Raw genomic sequence first — 14007 nt, 5'->3', positions numbered from 1 at the left:
AAAGTAAAGCAAAACTTGAGCCTATGTCGCTTCAGAGCTTCGGCGTCAGCATCTCGAACCGGTCGCGGATGGTGGCGCAGGTATCGCCGCCGAGCCTCGCAATGGCATCGACCGCGGCCGGATCGACATGCAGCCTGGGATCGACGACGCCGTCACGATAATGCGCATAGACGATCTCGCCCATGATGATCTGCCTGGAGCGGCCGAGTTCCAGCGTCACATGCCGCCGGCATTCGAAAGCGGCCGGCGCCTCCGCGATGTAGGGCGAGACCACCTTCTTGCCCGGCATCGCCGTCAGCCCCGCCTCCTTCAGCTCATCGACGCCGCGCGGATATTTGGCGCCACAGACATGCATCGCCTCGGCGATGGCGAAGGAGACGATGTTGACCGTGAAAACCTCGGTCATGCGGATATTGTGGCCGGTGTCCTTGAACGACATATCGGCATTGTTCTCGACCCCGATCGCCAGGATCGGCGGATCGGCCGAAAGACAGTTGAAGAAGCTGAAAGGCGCCGCGTTGATCCGGCCGTGTTCGTCGACGGTCGTCACCAGTGCGATCGGCCGCGGAATGATCGTGCCGATCATCAGCTTGTAGCGTTCGCGCTCGGTGAGTCGTTCAAAATCAAAGGAAACAGCCATGGCTCAGCCGACCTTCAGAACCGGCGAAAAGCTGCTCATCGCCCCGGTGAAGGGTTTGGGCAGCGGCGAGGCATAGGAACCGCGCTTGCTGGTTGAAAGCCCGAGCGACACCAGCGCCTCGGCCTGCTTCACCGCCGCCGCCACACCGTCGACCACGGGCACGCCGTAGATCGCCTGCAATTCTCTCGCGAGATCCGTCATGCCGGCGCAGCCGAGCACGATTGCCTCGGCGCCGTCTTCCGCAAGCGCCCGCTCGATTTCGGCCCTGAGCTTGCCAATCGCGCCGGAGGCCGCATCTTCCAGCTCAAGGACTGGAATGTCGGAGGCGCGCACCTTGGCGCGCTCGCCCATGCCGTAGCGGCGCACCAGATTGTCGATCAGCACCCGCGACCGCTCCAGCGTCGTCACCACGGTGAAACGCTGCGCCAGGAAGCCCGCCGTCGCTACCGCGGATTCGCAAAGCCCGAGGATCGGCACATCGGCAAAGCTGCGCGCCGCTTCGAGCCCGGTATCGTCGAAGCAGGCGATGATAGCCGCATCGTAGCCCGCGCCCTGCCGCTCCTTGAGTTCGGAAAGCAGGCCGGGAATGGCGAGTGCTCCATCATAGTGGCCCTCGATGGAGACTGGACCCATGTGCGAGGTGGCGGCAATGATCTCCGTGCCTGAGGCAGCCACCGCACGCGCGGCGATCGCGGCCTTCTCGGTCATGGAGGCCGTGGTATTCGGATTAACGATGAGAATGCGCATGTCAGTCTGTCTTTGCCTGTCGCCGGCTGAGCATGGTCATGATGCCGAGCGCGATGAGAATGATGGTGAAGGAAAACAGCGTCGTCACCGTGCCGAGCGCATAGAGCACGGGCGTCGTGACGTTGGTCGTCATGCCGTAGATTTCGAGGGGCAGCGTGTTGTAGCTGCCTGACGTCATCAGCGTGCGGGCGAATTCGTCGTAGGAAAGCGTGAAACCGAACAGCCCGACGCCGATCAGGCTCGGCGCGATCATCGGCAGCACGACATGGCGGAACGTCTGCCAGGAGGTGGCGCCGAGGTCGCGCGCCGCCTCCTCATAGGCCGGCGAGAAACGGTTGAAGACGGCAAACATGATCAGCACGCCGAAAGGCAGTGTCCAGGTGAGATGCGCGCCGAAGGCCGAGGAATACCAGGCGGGCTTCAGCCCTCCCTCCTGGAAGACGACGCCGATGCCGAGCGAGATGATGATCGACGGCACGACGAGGCTTGCGACCGTGGCATAGAACAGCGCGGTCGAGCCGCGGAAGCGGCGGCGGAAGGCAAGGCCGGCAAGCAGCGACACGACGACCGTCACCACCATCACCATCAGCCCGAGGGTGAAGGAGCGACGGAAGGAGGCGCCGAAATCGCCGACCGCCTGCTTCTCGAACAGGTTGAAGAACCAGTGCGTGGAAACGCCGTTCATCGGGAAGGTCAGGCCGCCGTCCGGCCCCTGGAAGGAGAGGATCAGGATCGCCGAAAGCGGGCCGTAGAGAAACAGCACGAAGACGGCGAAGAAAATCGCCAGCAGATAGAATTCCAGGCCGCGTTTTTCGTGGCTCATCTCAAAGCTCCTTGCGGATATCGACGACGCGCAGGATCGCCGCGACCATCAGCAACACGACGGCGAGCAGCACCACGGCGTTGGCAGCCGCCGCCGGATATTGCAGCAGCGACATCTGGTTCTTCATCATCAGCGCCACCGAAGCGCTCTGGCCGCCGGACATCACCTGCACCGTCGAAAAATCGGCCATAACGAGCGTCACGACGAAGATCGTACCAATCGCCATGCCGGGTTTGGCGAGCGGAATGACCACGTTCCACAGCACCTGCCAGCCAGAGGCACCCGCATCGCGCGCTGCCTCGAACAGCGACCGGTCGATGCGCATCAGCGTGTTGAAGATCGGCGTCACCATGAACAGCGTGTAGAGATGCACCATGGCGAGCACGACGGCGAAATCGGAATAGAGTAGCCATTCGATCGGCTGCGGGATGATACCCATCTTGATCAGCGACGAATTGACGAGACCATTGCGACCGAGCACCGGGATCCACGAGATCATCCGGATGATGTTCGATGTCATGAACGGCACGGTGCAGACGAGAAAGAGGATCATCTGCGTCGAGGTCTTGCGGATGTGGAAGGCCAGGAAATAGGCAACCCAGAAACCGATGACGAGCGTCAATGACCAGACGATGGCGGTGAATTTCAGCGTGTTGAGATAGGTCTTCCACGTCACCCATGAACCGAGCGTATCAGTGTAGTTCATGGTGAGGAAATCGGGATAGAGACCGGCGAAATCGTAATCCCAGAAGCTGACAATACCGATCATCGCGATCGGCAGCAGGAAGAAGAAGCCGAGAATGACGAACAGCGGCATCGCCTGGAGATAGGAGATCGCCGAGGGGGAAAGGCGAAAGGCACGGCTGCGTGCGCCTTGCTTGCCGTCTTCCGTTTCCGCTGCGATGGTCGCCATGATCCACTTCTCCGTTCTGATTACGTCAAGTGGAAGGAAGGCGCGTACCGCCCCCTCATCCGCCTGCCGGCACCTTCTCCCCGCTGGGGAGAAGAGAATCGCGGCGACGTCCGGGCCACCGCGAACCTTGATTTTGTTGCGCGGCTAAACCGCGAACTCCCTCTTCTCCCCAGCGGGGAGAAGGTGCCCGAAGGGCGGACGAGGGGGCGGAGCGAAGCGACGTCTTGAGCGATAGCGAAAGACAGCTCGCACCGCCCTCACCTGACTCCCTCCCCCTTGTGGGGAGGGTTGGGGAGGGGAAAACGGCAATCGCTTAGGCAGCGATAAACTCGTTCCAGCGGCGGACCATGTAGCGGTCTTCATCCATGACCGAGTTCCAGCAGGCGACCGCGCCCATGCGGGCTTCGAACGAACCGCCGTCGCGCACCGCACCGGCCTTCTCCATGACCTTGCCTTCAGGAGAAAGGATGTCGCCGGTCGCAGCCTTGCCCTCGATCCAGTAGCCCCATTCGTCAGCCGACATGAATTCCTTGGCGGTGTCCATGCAGGCGGAATAGTAGCCCTGGCGGTTGAGGTAGCCGCCGACCCAGCCGGATGTGTACCAGTTGATGTATTCGTAAGCCGCATCGAGCTCGGCGCCCTTGAGATGCGAGGCGAGGCCCAGACCGCCGCCCCAGGCGCGGTAGCCTTCCTTCAGCGGCTGGAAGGTGCAGGCGATGCCCTTGGAGCGGACGGCGGCGACAGCCGGCGACCACATCGACTGGATGACGACTTCACCCGAAGCCATCAGGTTGACGCTTTCGTCGAACGACTTCCAGAAGGCGCGGAACTGGCCGTCGCCCTTGGTCTTGATCAGGAACTCGATCGTCTTGTCGATCTCTTCCTTCGTCATGTTGCCCTTATCGGCATATTTGATCTTGCCGGCGGCTTCCATGATCATCGCCGCATCCATGATGCCGATCGACGGAATGTTGAGGATCGCCGTCTTGCCCTTGAAGGCCGGATCGAGAATATCGGCCCAGCTGGTGATCGGACGGCCAGTGAGATCGGGGCGGATGCCGAGCGTGTCAGCGTTGTAGATGGTGGGAACCATCGTCATCCACTGCGTCGGCTCCTTGGCGAACTTCTTGGAGCCCTGCGCCTCGACGAAGCCGACCGTGTGCGGCGCCGTGCCCTGGGCAATCACGCTGTCTGCCTTCAGCTTGCCGTTGATGAACAGCGGCACGATCTTGTCGTAATATTTGAGCTTCTTGACGTCCATCGGCTGCAGAACGCCTGTCGGGAACACCTTCTTGGCGATCCAGTATTCGATGTCGGCAATGTCATAGCTGTCGGGCTGGGTGACGGCGCGCTGGGCGGCGGCGTCGGAATCGGTCGCCGTCATCTCCAGCGTGATGCCGAGATCGGCTTTGCACTTCTCGGCAATGGCATTGATGTTGGAAACGCCGGTGCCGAACTGGCGAAGCGTGATGTTCGTCTTCGCCCAGATGGTGGGAAAGCCGGTGATCGCGCCGGAGCCGGCGATGGCGCCGACGGCAGCAGCACCCGTCTTCAAGAGCGTGCGGCGGGAAAGACCCTTCTCCGCCTTGGTCGATGTCGTGTCAGTCGTCATGTCAGTTCCCCTTTTCTTGATATGGAAGGTTCATGGTTGTTGATGGTGATGGCTTATGCAGAAGGTCGGCCGAGCAGCACGGCATCGTCGAGCGCCCAGCTGAGCGCGACGGTGTCACCGACCGAAACCGGCCGATCGAAATAATCGCCGTCGTCTGAAATGACGGTGAAGTCGTCGCTGCCGGCGCCGAGAACGGTGATCTTCACTGAAGAGCCGCGATACTCGATGTTGGAGACGATGCCATTGAAGCCGAGCGTCCATTCGGTCGCCACCTGCAGGCGCACACGGTCGGTGCGGATGCCGATATCGACGGGCTCGCCGACCGCCCTGCCCGTTCCGCGCACGGAAAAGCTTTGGCCCTCCGGTACGGTCATGACGATCACGCCGTTCTCGCTTGATGTCACCCGGCCGGACAAAACGTTGTGGTCGCCCATGAAGCGGGCGACGAAGGCCGTCGCCGGCCGTTCGAAAACCTCGCGCGGTGCGGCCGCCTGCTCGATCCGGCCGTCATTCATGATGACCATGATATCGGCGAGCGCCATCGCCTCTTCCTGGCTGTGGGTGACGTGGACGAAGGTGATGCCGAGCGACTTCTGCAGCTTCTTCAGCTCGGCGCGCATACGGATCTTCAGGAATGGATCGAGCGCCGACAGCGGCTCGTCGAGCAGCAGCGCCTCCGGATCAGTGATCAGCGCGCGCGCCAGCGCCACGCGCTGCTGCTGGCCGCCGGAAAGCTGGGCCGGACGCCTGTTGGCATAGGGCTCCATCTGCATCAGCTTCAGCATCTCGAGCGCCTTTGTCCGGCGCTCCGCCTTGTCGACGCCCTTCATCTTGAGGCTGAAGGCGACGTTGTCGATGAGGTCGAGATGCGGGAACAGCGCATAGGACTGGAACATCATCGCCGTGCCGCGTTTGGCCGGCGGAAAATCGGTGACGACTGCGTTGCCGAGGCGGATGTCGCCCGAGGAGATGCTCTCATGGCCGGCGATCATGCGCAGCGTCGAGGTCTTGCCGCAGCCCGACGGACCGAGGAAGCAGCAATAGGAGCCGGCCGGAATCTTCAGGCTGATCGCATGGACCGCCGTCGTCGCACCGTACACCTTCGAAACGGATACTATATCGATCTCTGCTGCTTTCGACATCATGCCTTCCCTTGTTCGGAAAAGACGATGCATCTGCCGTGCCAGATTGCGCTACACCGCGTTAAACCCTTATGAATCAAGGATTTTCAGCATAATTCGGCGCATCAGAGCATTTTATAGGCAGATCCGCATATGCACACGAATTAGGCTTTCGTCCTCAATTCGTGCAATTAATCGTATACAATTTGACCGTCATTTCGCGCGCAAATTCGTTTAACTTTTGCCGCGAAGCCAGATATGGTTTGCACGTTCACCAGGAAACGATTTGATGAAATCCGCCGCCAGGGCACTGTCCGAAGATACCGCCGAAACCGGCGCACAACAGATCCGCGACGCCATTCGCGATGCGATCGTCGAGCGCAGGCTTTCGCCCGGCACCAAGCTTTCGGAAAGCGATGTCGGCAATCTCTTCAGCGTCAGCCGCACGCTTGCCCGCGCAGCTCTACAGGCGCTCTCCTATGAAGGCCTCGTCAGCGTCGAGAAGAACCGCGGCGCCTTCGTCGCCTATCCCTCGCCCGACGAAGCCCGCCAGATCTTTTCCGCCCGCCGCCTTGTCGAGCCGGGCATATTACGCGAGGCGGCAGCACGGATCACGCCTGCCGATATCAAGCGCATGAGAGAGCTGCTGCTGGAGGAAGGCCGCCTGATGAGCGAGCGCGGCCAGACGGCGCGCCGGGCCGAGATCAAGGCATCGGGCGATTTTCATTTGATGCTGGCGGCGATTTCAGGCAATGCGATCGTGCAGCGCTTCATGGAGGAACTGGTTGCCCGTTCCTCGCTTGTCATCGCACTCTACGGCCAGTCGACCGTGTCGAGCTGCGGCCATTCGGAACATGGCGACATCATTTCGGCGATTGAAAGCAATGAACTCGACCGCGCCTGCCAACTGATGCTGCACCACATCGCCCATATCGAGGCGGATCTCGACCTGCGCGAACGCAAGAGCCTCGGACTGAGGGAAGCCTTCGAACTCTGACATGGAAGGCGCGGACAGCTTTCGCCATGCCCGCGCCCGAACGAACAGATGTTTCAAGCAGTTACCAGGGCGTCGTCTTCGGCAAGCTCTCCAGAGCCTCGAAGATTTCCTCCGCGGTGCGCGGCTCGCTGGAGCGCAGCTTGACGGTTCCGTCGCGCCCGATCAAGATCAGCCCGAATTCACCGGACGGCGGCCCCTGCAGCCGCTCTCTCACGTCGTCTGCATCGAGCTCCCAGTCATCGTCGAACAGCGCAAAGGCGCCGCCACCGGCGATGCTGAACACCTCGATGTCTTCCTCGATCAGGCGCATTTGCGCCTTGCGCAGCCACTCGTCCTGGATAAGCGGGCGGTCGTCCTGCGCATCGGCAAAGATGATCAGCACCCGCTTGCGATCGCGAAACTGCTCGAGCGACCGCGGGAGATCCGGCTCGCGGTGATGCGTGCCGATGATTTCATGAACGATGGATTTCAGCATGTGCTCATTCCTCGGCCATCTCTGATGTGACCGTGCTGCCGGATAACGGCTGGAGATGGGCGAGGTTCCCGGGCCAAGCGGAAAAGGATCGCAGCCTTGGCCGCGATCCCTATTCCGTCAATCGCGGTTCTGGTCTTCGGCCGCGTGGGCCGAAACGGCGACGAGATCCGCCGCGCCGTTGGCGAGAAGGCGCTTGCGCACCAGCACACGCATGACGCGCGCCGCCGTCGAGAAGGTCATCTGGTCGAGCGGGCCTTCGCCCTCCCACGGCTTGGTCAGCCGTTCGGTGACGGCGCCGACGATATTCATCGGCACGATGTCGGTGCATTCGCGCATGGCTTCGAAAACAAAGCTGATAGGCATGACCCGTCCTTCGTGAGTCACGATCGGTTCGGTCAATTCGCTGTCCCATTCCTCAAAGGCATAGAGCGCTTCGCGAAACAGCTGCTGGAGGGTAAACGGCGCGTGGCCGTCATGAAGTGGCGGCAGGGCATTCATCATGTCTGTCTCCTGTCGATGGGTTGAAGCCAAAGTCCTCCGGTATCGGTCGCATCGACGCGGGAACGGCCAAAATTTTGACCCTGCGAACCGAATAACACTATTGATTCTATAGAGTAACGCGCCGGGGTAAAGCCCATTTCTCCCATGCCGCGGAAGCGAATTTCATAACACTATGATATATCTTCACTTTTTAGTCGAAATTTTCTCAACGGACGCCATCGTTAAAATTCTATCCCACCGGGCTGAAATCGCTCCAGAGTGGCACGGCGCCGCGAAAAAACCCTGAAAATTCACGGAACTTTTATCGCTGTAATCTGTTTTGTTCGCATAACTCGCCAAACCGACTGGGATTACCACCAATGACGCAAATCCGCGAACCGGAGCGCCGAAGCAGGATCCTGCGCGGCCGCCCCTATAGCCTTGATGAATTCGCCTCCAAATATGGATTGCGCAGCGACCAGGCCGAAAGCCTGTACACCCGTTTCGGGCCCTCTTCGATCGAACTCGACCTGCTGATGGCGGCCAAGCGCCGGCAACCGACCCTGCAGGACAGAATTGCCGAATAACTCCCTTTGACGAATGGAATGGATAAATGAGCGATAGACGCCACGAATGGATCAGCAAAAGAGCTTACGCGATCTGGGAAGAACGAGGCCGTCCCTATGGTCGCGACGACGAACACTGGCGGCAGGCGGTTGCCGAGCGCAATGCGCTGGAGCGCACGAAGGCCTCCGTCGACGGCCGCGAGGTACTGGTGAAGTTTCGACCGAAATCACCGCAGCCCGAAATGCCGCGGCAAGGCTGGGTCAATCCGTCGACCAAGGTCGGCTGACCCACTATCCCACGCACCGGCTCAGTTGAGGCTGAGCCGGAAACGCGCCTGAAAATCTCCCCGCCACCACATCGGGAAATTGGTTCCCTACTTATCGTTGTGCAGATTGAAGCCGATGCCGGCGTCAAAATCCGGAAGCGCCCTGCAGAACGTCATGAAATCCCAACTCTGAGGTGCAACAAGCGGCGCGTCGGAGGTTTCGACCGTGAGCCGATCTCCGCTGGGAACGACGCGCCCCCGCCTCAACTCCGCACGGGTCGTGAACGGCTGGCCACGTCATCGGATCGGCCCACCCGATCACCTGCTTCAATGCCGCGACTTCTCCTGCCCTGCGCGAATTGAGACGACCCCGGATCAGCCGGACGCTTGTCGTCCAGATGAATTTCGGTCCGTCGGGATTTTCCGCATGAAAATGCGCGCCCGTCTCGATCGCCTGCGGGATGAAACGCTCATCGTATTGCCGGCGAACTTTCTCGGCACGGTCGGCAAGCAGGCACTTTTCAATCATATCAATTCCGTTGTGCTGACCGTCTGGCATCCCGAATCATTCGTGCGGGCGGCGGCAGACATGGGAAACAGCTTCTGAATGCCGGCTGTTATTGCGCAAACATGCACCGCTGCGGCACAGTGTAACCGTGTACACAGCCGCCAGTACGCCTGCCGTAAACGCTTCGTCAAGCACGATGGCGCAAATCGATGGAAGAATCTGGATTCTCATTGACCTCCCTGGAATGCCGCCGTTCGGTGGTTTCAGCAGATCGGTTACGAGAGTAAGATGCAAACGTATTCACCCGTGGCAAAGCCTCGCTGGTCGCGACGCGGGTGGCGGTTTCGATGTCCGGCCGGGCCTGACGAAATCAGGGGGAGAAGCCGGAGCCCGTTCGCAGCGCCGTGTCAGAAGGCGTTGCTTTCCTCGCAGAGCGCTTTATGGACGGCAGTCCAGAACAGCGCCAGCGGGGTGTCACCGTTGCGTTCGGCAACGAGCGCGCGGATCAACGCTTCGGAACCTGCCATGTCCTGCCAACTGGATTTCAGGCCTTTGGCCGCCTGTTGGCATTCGGCAATCTCGAATGGTCTCTTGATGTCCATATGAGGTCTCCTCATGAAGGCGCTAACAGATGGAGCCGAAATAGTCATTCCCCGCATATGTGGGGATGCCTTGTAGTTGTGACATTGGTCACGTTAGGATTGTGGGAATTGGGGCGGTAGGAAATGAACGAGAACACCTATAGCGAAAAGTTCGAGTCCGCTTTCGAACAGATCAAGGGCGCGGCCAATGTCGATGCCGCCATCCGGATTCTGCAGGCGGAATATGCGCTCGATTTCGTGACCTACCATCTCGCCCAGACGATCGCGAGCAAGATCGATTCCCCCTTCGTGCGCACGACCTATCCGGATGCCTGGGTCTCGCGCTACCTCCTGAACAGCTATGTGAAGGTCGATCCGATCGTCAAGCAGGGCTTCGAACGCCAGCTGCCTTTCGACTGGAGCGAGGTCGAGCCGACGCCGGAGGCCTATGCCATGCTGGTCGACGCCCAGAAGCACGGCATCGGCGGCAACGGCTATTCCATCCCCGTCGCCGATAAGGCGCAGCGACGCGCCCTCCTGTCGATGAATGCACGCATACCGCCGGAAGAGTGGGTCGAACTGGTCCGCCGCTACCGCAACGAATGGATCGAGATCGCCCACCTCATCCATCGCAAAGCCGTCTACGAGCTCCACGGCGAGAACGATCCCGTGCCTGCGCTCTCGCCGCGCGAGATCGAATGCCTGCACTGGACGGCCCTCGGCAAGGACTACAAGGATATCTCGGTCATATTGGGCATATCGGAGCACACCACGCGCGATTACCTGAAGACCGCCCGCTTCAAGCTCGGCTGCGCCACGATTTCGGCGGCCGCATCGCGGGCCGTGCAATTGCGCATCATCAATCCCTAGAGCCTGCCCGAAAATCAAATCAGTTTTCGGAAAGCACGATGCCTCGATTAACAAAGCCGGGGCGTCGCGATCCTTGCCGCGCCGCGGCTGAACGTATCCTAACCCGTTTCATCATACTTTTGGGCTAATCCCCCCATCTGGGGGGGCCTATCTGAGGGAATTTCCGATCCGGCCCGCCTGAACCATTCTGCTTCCACGGACTTGCAAACGCTGGAGGGCAAAATGTTCGTTATCATTCAGGCACACGAGTATCAGAAATACGCGGCCGTACTCGACCAGATGTTTCGCCTGCGCAAGAAGGTCTTCGCCGATACGCTCGGCTGGGACGTTCCTGTCATCGGCCCGTACGAGCGCGACAGCTACGATTCTCTGTCTCCCGCCTATCTCGTCTGGTGCAACGACAGCCGCACCCGTCTCTATGGCGGCATGCGCCTGATGCCGACGACCGGCCCGACGCTTCTCTACGACGTCTTCCGTGAGACGTTCCCCGCTGCCGCCGATCTCATCGCCCCCGGCATCTGGGAAGGCACGCGCATGTGCATCGACGAAGAGGCGATCGCCAGGGACTTCCCGAATATCGACGCCGGCCGCGCCTTCTCGATGATGCTGCTCGCCCTTTGCGAATGCGCGCTCGACCACGGCATCCATACGATGATTTCCAACTACGAACCCTATCTCAAGCGCGTCTACAAGCGCGCAGGCGCCGAAGTGGAAGAACTCGGCCGCGCAGACAGCTACGGCAAGTACCCCGTCTGCTGCGGCGCCTTCGAAGTGTCGGACCGCGTGCTGCGCAAGATGCGCGCCGCCCTCGGCCTGACCCTACCCCTATATGTCAGGCACGTACCGGCCCGCTCGGTCGTGACCCAATTCCTGGAGATGGCAGCATGAACCGCCTCGCTGAAACCACCGCAATGCAAAAAGATATCACCGCGCTGGAGCGCCACGTGCTCGCATCCCGCGATATCGCCACGCAGATAGGGGATCCCTTCCTCTCCTATCTCCTCTCGATGGCTCTGTTCACGATCTATGAGAAGAAGGCCCATCACGAAAACGAGGCGCTGAAGAGCAGCTTCAGCTGAGGGCGCGGTTCCCTCCGCCGCATCTGAAGACGAGCATATCTCCCGGCGCCTCGCGCGCAGCCGCAAAACCTGTCCCCGTTTTGCGGCTGCGCGGCGCGTCACGTCATCAGCGAATCGATCGCGGAAATCAGCGCGTCATGCATATAGGGCTTCGGCAGGAAGGCGGCATTGGCAGGCAGCGCCATCGGATCGAGCTGCACCATGCCTGAGGTGATAATGATGCCGATGTTCGGCCGCATCGCCCTCACGCGCTTGGCAAGCTGGATACCGTCCATCGAACCCGCCATGTTGACGTCGGTGAAGAGGATATCGACATCCTGCCTCCCCTTCAGCACCACCAGCGCCTCGTCGGCATTCGCCGCCTCGAGCGCCACATGGCCGACGTCCTCCAGCACGTCGAGGATATTGAACCGGATCACCGGTTCGTCCTCCACGATGAGCACCACGGCACTGTTCAAACCCACCATCTGCAATCGCCTCTTCATGCGGTATCTGATTCGAATAAGTGCCGCCGGCGCGAGAAGGTTCCAGTGCTTCCGCCGATGAAATATGCACCGTCCACAGATGCTTGCGCTCTCCGCTTGTGGCTCCCTGCAATTTGCGTTAGAGCGAACCCATGCTGCGGGAACCATTGCCCCGGCATCACGGGTGCCGGCCTCCGGCATCCAAGCGCCGGACACCGGCGTGAGGGCCTGTAGCTCAATGGTTAGAGCCGGCGGCTCATAACCGCTTGGTTGGGGGTTCGAGTCCCTCCGGGCCCACCATCTTTTCCCGCCGAGATCGCCCTCGCTGACTGTTTGAACGGCGAGATCGGGCGACACATCGAAACCTCTAGCCGTCCGATCTGTCGTCATTAGTTATGCTCAAAAAGACAGTCGCTTCAACGGATTAGAGGATAATCAAATTGGGCGGTACGCGCCTTGGGTCGAGCCGAAAACGGGAAACATGTCTGTTAACCGGGTGGCAAGGAGTTCGAGACGCTCTAAGAACTGCCCATCGCACTAGGAGAATGCGAATTAACGACTTCGCGACTGAGATACTGGGCGCGTTCTGGGCGACGAGTGACACGCCAAGCACGCCTCTCGCAAGAATATGACAACGACCCCACGCCAGGCCTCGCGCCGTTGAAAGCGAACCGCGCGCACAATGCTAAGCTTCTCAACTCATCAAGACAACGAGTTCGCCACCCGGCTGCCTATCTGGAACAATTGCAAGGGCCACGAGTTAATGGTTCAGTCGGGCGTAAGCGTAATCGGAGCGCGGCGCTCTCCCCATCCCTCGGGTATCCGAGGTTGCTTCCAGCCCTCGAGCTGTGACGCGGGGTTCGAATCCCTGCCCCGACCCCCAATTTCGATATCAACGAACAAAGCCCGGCGATTTCTCGTCGGGCTTTGTTCCAAGTCGCGACGATCTTCAGTCAATCGTGTAATGGCGGCCTGTCCTGGCGCTCGCTCAAGCTTTTGTACGAGGCGTGTCGCAGCTTTCCATCGTGTGTCCAGGCGCGGTATGCATTAAGCGGGTCGTCGAAACGTCATTGGAGGAGCATCTACAAGCCGAGCGAAATTGCCCAAGTCAACAGGCAGCGATGCAATGGTTCGATCGAGCTGATCGCGAGTGGTTGCCCCCGGAACAAGGATTTCTCAAACGGGTTTTCCTAGCAGTGACTCGGTCTGTTCGAGGTGAACTGACCGGGTTTCCGGTAGAGGCACGCTCATGGTCGAGGACAGAAATATCATCCGAAAGCGCAAATGGCTTGCCACGGTGCGGGGTATTGTCACGCACAGCGTCGGCGGCCCTGAAGTAGATCAGGCTCCATGTGATATGCTGCTTGGCAACGCCATTCTTCGGGTCGCTAGGTTGGATCAGTCTGTTTGCAGCACGGCGGCTGCGACAGTCACACTTGATGGCATTGAGCTTGATTGCGAAGATTGCAGGCGGCTCGCCCTGAAATACGGAGACAGTCTCGAAGTTCGCGAATAACGACATTCTACTGTCATATCTGAGGTTGGCCCTATACCCGGCGGACGATGCGTGCAGTGTCGTGGCGAAGGAGCTTACCAACGTCGACGATCCGGTGGCCAGCATCGCAAGGAAATAAATCCGAGACGTAAACGGCCGTCTCGGCGCAAGGCTGGATAGTGGTCGATAACCAATAGACAATCCCGCGCGACAACCACTCGGTGCCTGAGGTGGCAACCGGCCTGGCAAAGCATGGCGTAAAATCGCGTGTCCCCATGGAACTATTGCCCTCAGGCCAGCTTTCACAATTATCTTAGGGATGGAGCGAATTGACGGCACAATCCCAGAAGGCAGTAGCGCATCGAAGTGC

General features: G+C 60.1%; 18 protein-coding genes, 1 tRNA gene and 1 pseudogene. 9 read left to right on the top strand and 11 right to left on the bottom strand.

Annotated features, from left to right (window positions below):
- Positions 1-31 precede the first annotated feature (31 nt).
- The 6 genes from EFQ99_RS15605 to EFQ99_RS15580 all read right to left on the bottom strand — a co-directional run bounded on the left by EFQ99_RS15605 (position 32) and on the right by EFQ99_RS15580 (position 5877).
- Positions 32-640: a flavin reductase family protein gene (locus EFQ99_RS15605; RefSeq protein ID WP_126921915.1), complete on the bottom strand. Its 609-nt coding sequence runs from the start codon at positions 638-640 to the stop codon at positions 32-34.
- A gap of 3 nt (positions 641-643) precedes the next feature.
- Positions 644-1387, bottom strand: coding sequence for an aspartate/glutamate racemase family protein (locus tag EFQ99_RS15600; protein ID WP_126921914.1), 744 nt, complete (start codon positions 1385-1387; stop codon positions 644-646).
- A 1-nt stretch (position 1388) separates the two neighbouring features.
- Positions 1389-2210 (bottom strand): ABC transporter permease, encoded by an 822-nt coding sequence (locus EFQ99_RS15595; RefSeq protein WP_126921913.1) that lies wholly within the window; start codon positions 2208-2210, stop codon positions 1389-1391.
- Between the two features lies 1 nt (position 2211).
- Positions 2212-3123: an ABC transporter permease gene (locus tag EFQ99_RS15590; protein WP_126921912.1), complete on the bottom strand. Its 912-nt coding sequence runs from the start codon at positions 3121-3123 to the stop codon at positions 2212-2214.
- A 313-nt stretch (positions 3124-3436) separates the two neighbouring features.
- Entirely contained in the window at positions 3437-4735 is a 1299-nt protein-coding gene (locus EFQ99_RS15585) for an ABC transporter substrate-binding protein (RefSeq protein ID WP_126921911.1), read from the bottom strand.
- A 53-nt stretch (positions 4736-4788) separates the two neighbouring features.
- Positions 4789-5877, bottom strand: a complete 1089-nt coding sequence (locus EFQ99_RS15580) for an ABC transporter ATP-binding protein (RefSeq protein ID WP_126921910.1) — start codon at positions 5875-5877, stop codon at positions 4789-4791.
- 268 nt (positions 5878-6145) lie between these two features.
- Between EFQ99_RS15580 and EFQ99_RS15575 the strand changes: the two genes are divergently transcribed.
- Positions 6146-6853 (top strand): GntR family transcriptional regulator, encoded by a 708-nt coding sequence (locus EFQ99_RS15575; RefSeq protein WP_126921909.1) that lies wholly within the window; start codon positions 6146-6148, stop codon positions 6851-6853.
- A gap of 61 nt (positions 6854-6914) precedes the next feature.
- Here the strand turns inward: EFQ99_RS15575 and EFQ99_RS15570 are convergent, their stop codons facing one another.
- Both EFQ99_RS15570 and EFQ99_RS15565 read right to left on the bottom strand, forming a co-directional pair.
- Positions 6915-7328, bottom strand: coding sequence for a DUF4174 domain-containing protein (locus tag EFQ99_RS15570; RefSeq protein WP_126921908.1), 414 nt, complete (start codon positions 7326-7328; stop codon positions 6915-6917).
- A gap of 117 nt (positions 7329-7445) precedes the next feature.
- Complete coding sequence (locus EFQ99_RS15565) at positions 7446-7829, bottom strand: BRA0787 family protein (protein WP_126921907.1); 384 nt, start codon at positions 7827-7829, stop codon at positions 7446-7448.
- Positions 7830-8188: 359 nt separating this feature from the next.
- Between EFQ99_RS15565 and EFQ99_RS15560 the strand changes: the two genes are divergently transcribed.
- Positions 8189-8395 carry a hypothetical protein gene (locus EFQ99_RS15560; protein ID WP_126921906.1) on the top strand — a complete coding sequence of 69 codons (207 nt, stop codon included), beginning with the start codon at positions 8189-8191 and terminating at the stop codon, positions 8393-8395.
- A gap of 26 nt (positions 8396-8421) precedes the next feature.
- Positions 8422-8661 (top strand): DUF2934 domain-containing protein, encoded by a 240-nt coding sequence (locus EFQ99_RS15555; protein WP_126921905.1) that lies wholly within the window; start codon positions 8422-8424, stop codon positions 8659-8661.
- Positions 8662-8682: 21 nt separating this feature from the next.
- On the opposite strand, the pseudogene EFQ99_RS35500 reads toward EFQ99_RS15555, so the two are convergent.
- Positions 8683-8871 (bottom strand): annotated as a pseudogene (locus EFQ99_RS35500) (hypothetical protein); the annotation flags it as partial.
- Between EFQ99_RS35500 and EFQ99_RS35050 the strand changes: the two are divergent.
- Positions 8867-9247, top strand: coding sequence for a hypothetical protein (locus tag EFQ99_RS35050; protein ID WP_164736380.1), 381 nt, complete (start codon positions 8867-8869; stop codon positions 9245-9247). The pseudogene EFQ99_RS35500 and the gene EFQ99_RS35050 sit on opposite strands and share 5 nt — an antisense overlap.
- Positions 9248-9555: 308 nt before the next feature.
- Here the strand turns inward: EFQ99_RS35050 and EFQ99_RS15540 are convergent, their stop codons facing one another.
- Positions 9556-9750, bottom strand: coding sequence for a hypothetical protein (locus tag EFQ99_RS15540; RefSeq protein WP_126921904.1), 195 nt, complete (start codon positions 9748-9750; stop codon positions 9556-9558).
- Positions 9751-9873: 123 nt separating this feature from the next.
- Between EFQ99_RS15540 and EFQ99_RS15535 the strand changes: the two genes are divergently transcribed.
- The 3 genes from EFQ99_RS15535 (at position 9874) to EFQ99_RS15525 (ending at position 11678) form a co-directional block, all read left to right on the top strand.
- Positions 9874-10599 carry a LuxR family transcriptional regulator gene (locus EFQ99_RS15535; protein WP_126921903.1) on the top strand — a complete coding sequence of 242 codons (726 nt, stop codon included), beginning with the start codon at positions 9874-9876 and terminating at the stop codon, positions 10597-10599.
- A 222-nt stretch (positions 10600-10821) separates the two neighbouring features.
- On the top strand, positions 10822-11487 hold the full coding sequence (locus EFQ99_RS15530; protein WP_126921902.1) for an acyl-homoserine-lactone synthase: 666 nt from the start codon (positions 10822-10824) through the stop codon (positions 11485-11487).
- The gene (locus EFQ99_RS15525; protein ID WP_126921901.1) at positions 11484-11678 is read left to right on the top strand and encodes a hypothetical protein; all 195 of its coding nucleotides are present in this window, start codon (positions 11484-11486) and stop codon (positions 11676-11678) included. The genes EFQ99_RS15530 and EFQ99_RS15525 overlap by 4 nt, the downstream gene beginning before the upstream one ends.
- A 98-nt stretch (positions 11679-11776) precedes the next feature.
- Here the strand turns inward: EFQ99_RS15525 and EFQ99_RS15520 are convergent, their stop codons facing one another.
- Positions 11777-12145, bottom strand: coding sequence for a response regulator (locus tag EFQ99_RS15520; RefSeq protein ID WP_164736379.1), 369 nt, complete (start codon positions 12143-12145; stop codon positions 11777-11779).
- A gap of 221 nt (positions 12146-12366) precedes the next feature.
- Here EFQ99_RS15520 and EFQ99_RS15515 point away from each other — a divergent pair.
- Positions 12367-12442: transfer RNA gene (locus tag EFQ99_RS15515), tRNA-Ile, on the top strand.
- A 949-nt stretch (positions 12443-13391) separates the two neighbouring features.
- Positions 13392-13658 (top strand): hypothetical protein, encoded by a 267-nt coding sequence (locus EFQ99_RS15510; protein WP_126921899.1) that lies wholly within the window; start codon positions 13392-13394, stop codon positions 13656-13658.
- Positions 13659-14007 lie beyond the last annotated feature (349 nt).

The sequence above is a fragment of the Rhizobium vallis genome (assembly GCF_003985155.1).
GTDB lineage: Bacteria > Pseudomonadota > Alphaproteobacteria > Rhizobiales > Rhizobiaceae > Rhizobium > Rhizobium vallis.
The sequence above is the reverse complement of the archived record's forward strand: the minus strand, read 5'-3'. Positions and strand labels throughout refer to the sequence as shown.

What these genes read in the sequence shown, in the direction of transcription:
- EFQ99_RS15605 (WP_126921915.1), bottom strand. Translation starts at nt 640, where the DNA reads ATGGCTGTTTCCTTTGATTTTGAACGACTCACCGAGCGCGAACGCTAC.
- EFQ99_RS15600 (WP_126921914.1), bottom strand. Translation starts at nt 1,387, where the DNA reads ATGCGCATTCTCATCGTTAATCCGAATACCACGGCCTCCATGACCGAG.
- EFQ99_RS15595 (WP_126921913.1), bottom strand. Translation starts at nt 2,210, where the DNA reads ATGAGCCACGAAAAACGCGGCCTGGAATTCTATCTGCTGGCGATTTTC.
- EFQ99_RS15590 (WP_126921912.1), bottom strand. Translation starts at nt 3,123, where the DNA reads ATGGCGACCATCGCAGCGGAAACGGAAGACGGCAAGCAAGGCGCACGC.
- EFQ99_RS15585 (WP_126921911.1), bottom strand. Translation starts at nt 4,735, where the DNA reads ATGACGACTGACACGACATCGACCAAGGCGGAGAAGGGTCTTTCCCGC.
- EFQ99_RS15580 (WP_126921910.1), bottom strand. Translation starts at nt 5,877, where the DNA reads ATGTCGAAAGCAGCAGAGATCGATATAGTATCCGTTTCGAAGGTGTAC.
- EFQ99_RS15575 (WP_126921909.1), top strand. Translation starts at nt 6,146, where the DNA reads ATGAAATCCGCCGCCAGGGCACTGTCCGAAGATACCGCCGAAACCGGC.
- EFQ99_RS15570 (WP_126921908.1), bottom strand. Translation starts at nt 7,328, where the DNA reads ATGCTGAAATCCATCGTTCATGAAATCATCGGCACGCATCACCGCGAG.
- EFQ99_RS15565 (WP_126921907.1), bottom strand. Translation starts at nt 7,829, where the DNA reads ATGATGAATGCCCTGCCGCCACTTCATGACGGCCACGCGCCGTTTACC.
- EFQ99_RS15560 (WP_126921906.1), top strand. Translation starts at nt 8,189, where the DNA reads ATGACGCAAATCCGCGAACCGGAGCGCCGAAGCAGGATCCTGCGCGGC.
- EFQ99_RS15555 (WP_126921905.1), top strand. Translation starts at nt 8,422, where the DNA reads ATGAGCGATAGACGCCACGAATGGATCAGCAAAAGAGCTTACGCGATC.
- EFQ99_RS15540 (WP_126921904.1), bottom strand. Translation starts at nt 9,750, where the DNA reads ATGGACATCAAGAGACCATTCGAGATTGCCGAATGCCAACAGGCGGCC.
- EFQ99_RS15535 (WP_126921903.1), top strand. Translation starts at nt 9,874, where the DNA reads ATGAACGAGAACACCTATAGCGAAAAGTTCGAGTCCGCTTTCGAACAG.
- EFQ99_RS15530 (WP_126921902.1), top strand. Translation starts at nt 10,822, where the DNA reads ATGTTCGTTATCATTCAGGCACACGAGTATCAGAAATACGCGGCCGTA.
- EFQ99_RS15525 (WP_126921901.1), top strand. Translation starts at nt 11,484, where the DNA reads ATGAACCGCCTCGCTGAAACCACCGCAATGCAAAAAGATATCACCGCG.
- EFQ99_RS15520 (WP_164736379.1), bottom strand. Translation starts at nt 12,145, where the DNA reads ATGGTGGGTTTGAACAGTGCCGTGGTGCTCATCGTGGAGGACGAACCG.
- EFQ99_RS15510 (WP_126921899.1), top strand. Translation starts at nt 13,392, where the DNA reads ATGGTCGAGGACAGAAATATCATCCGAAAGCGCAAATGGCTTGCCACG.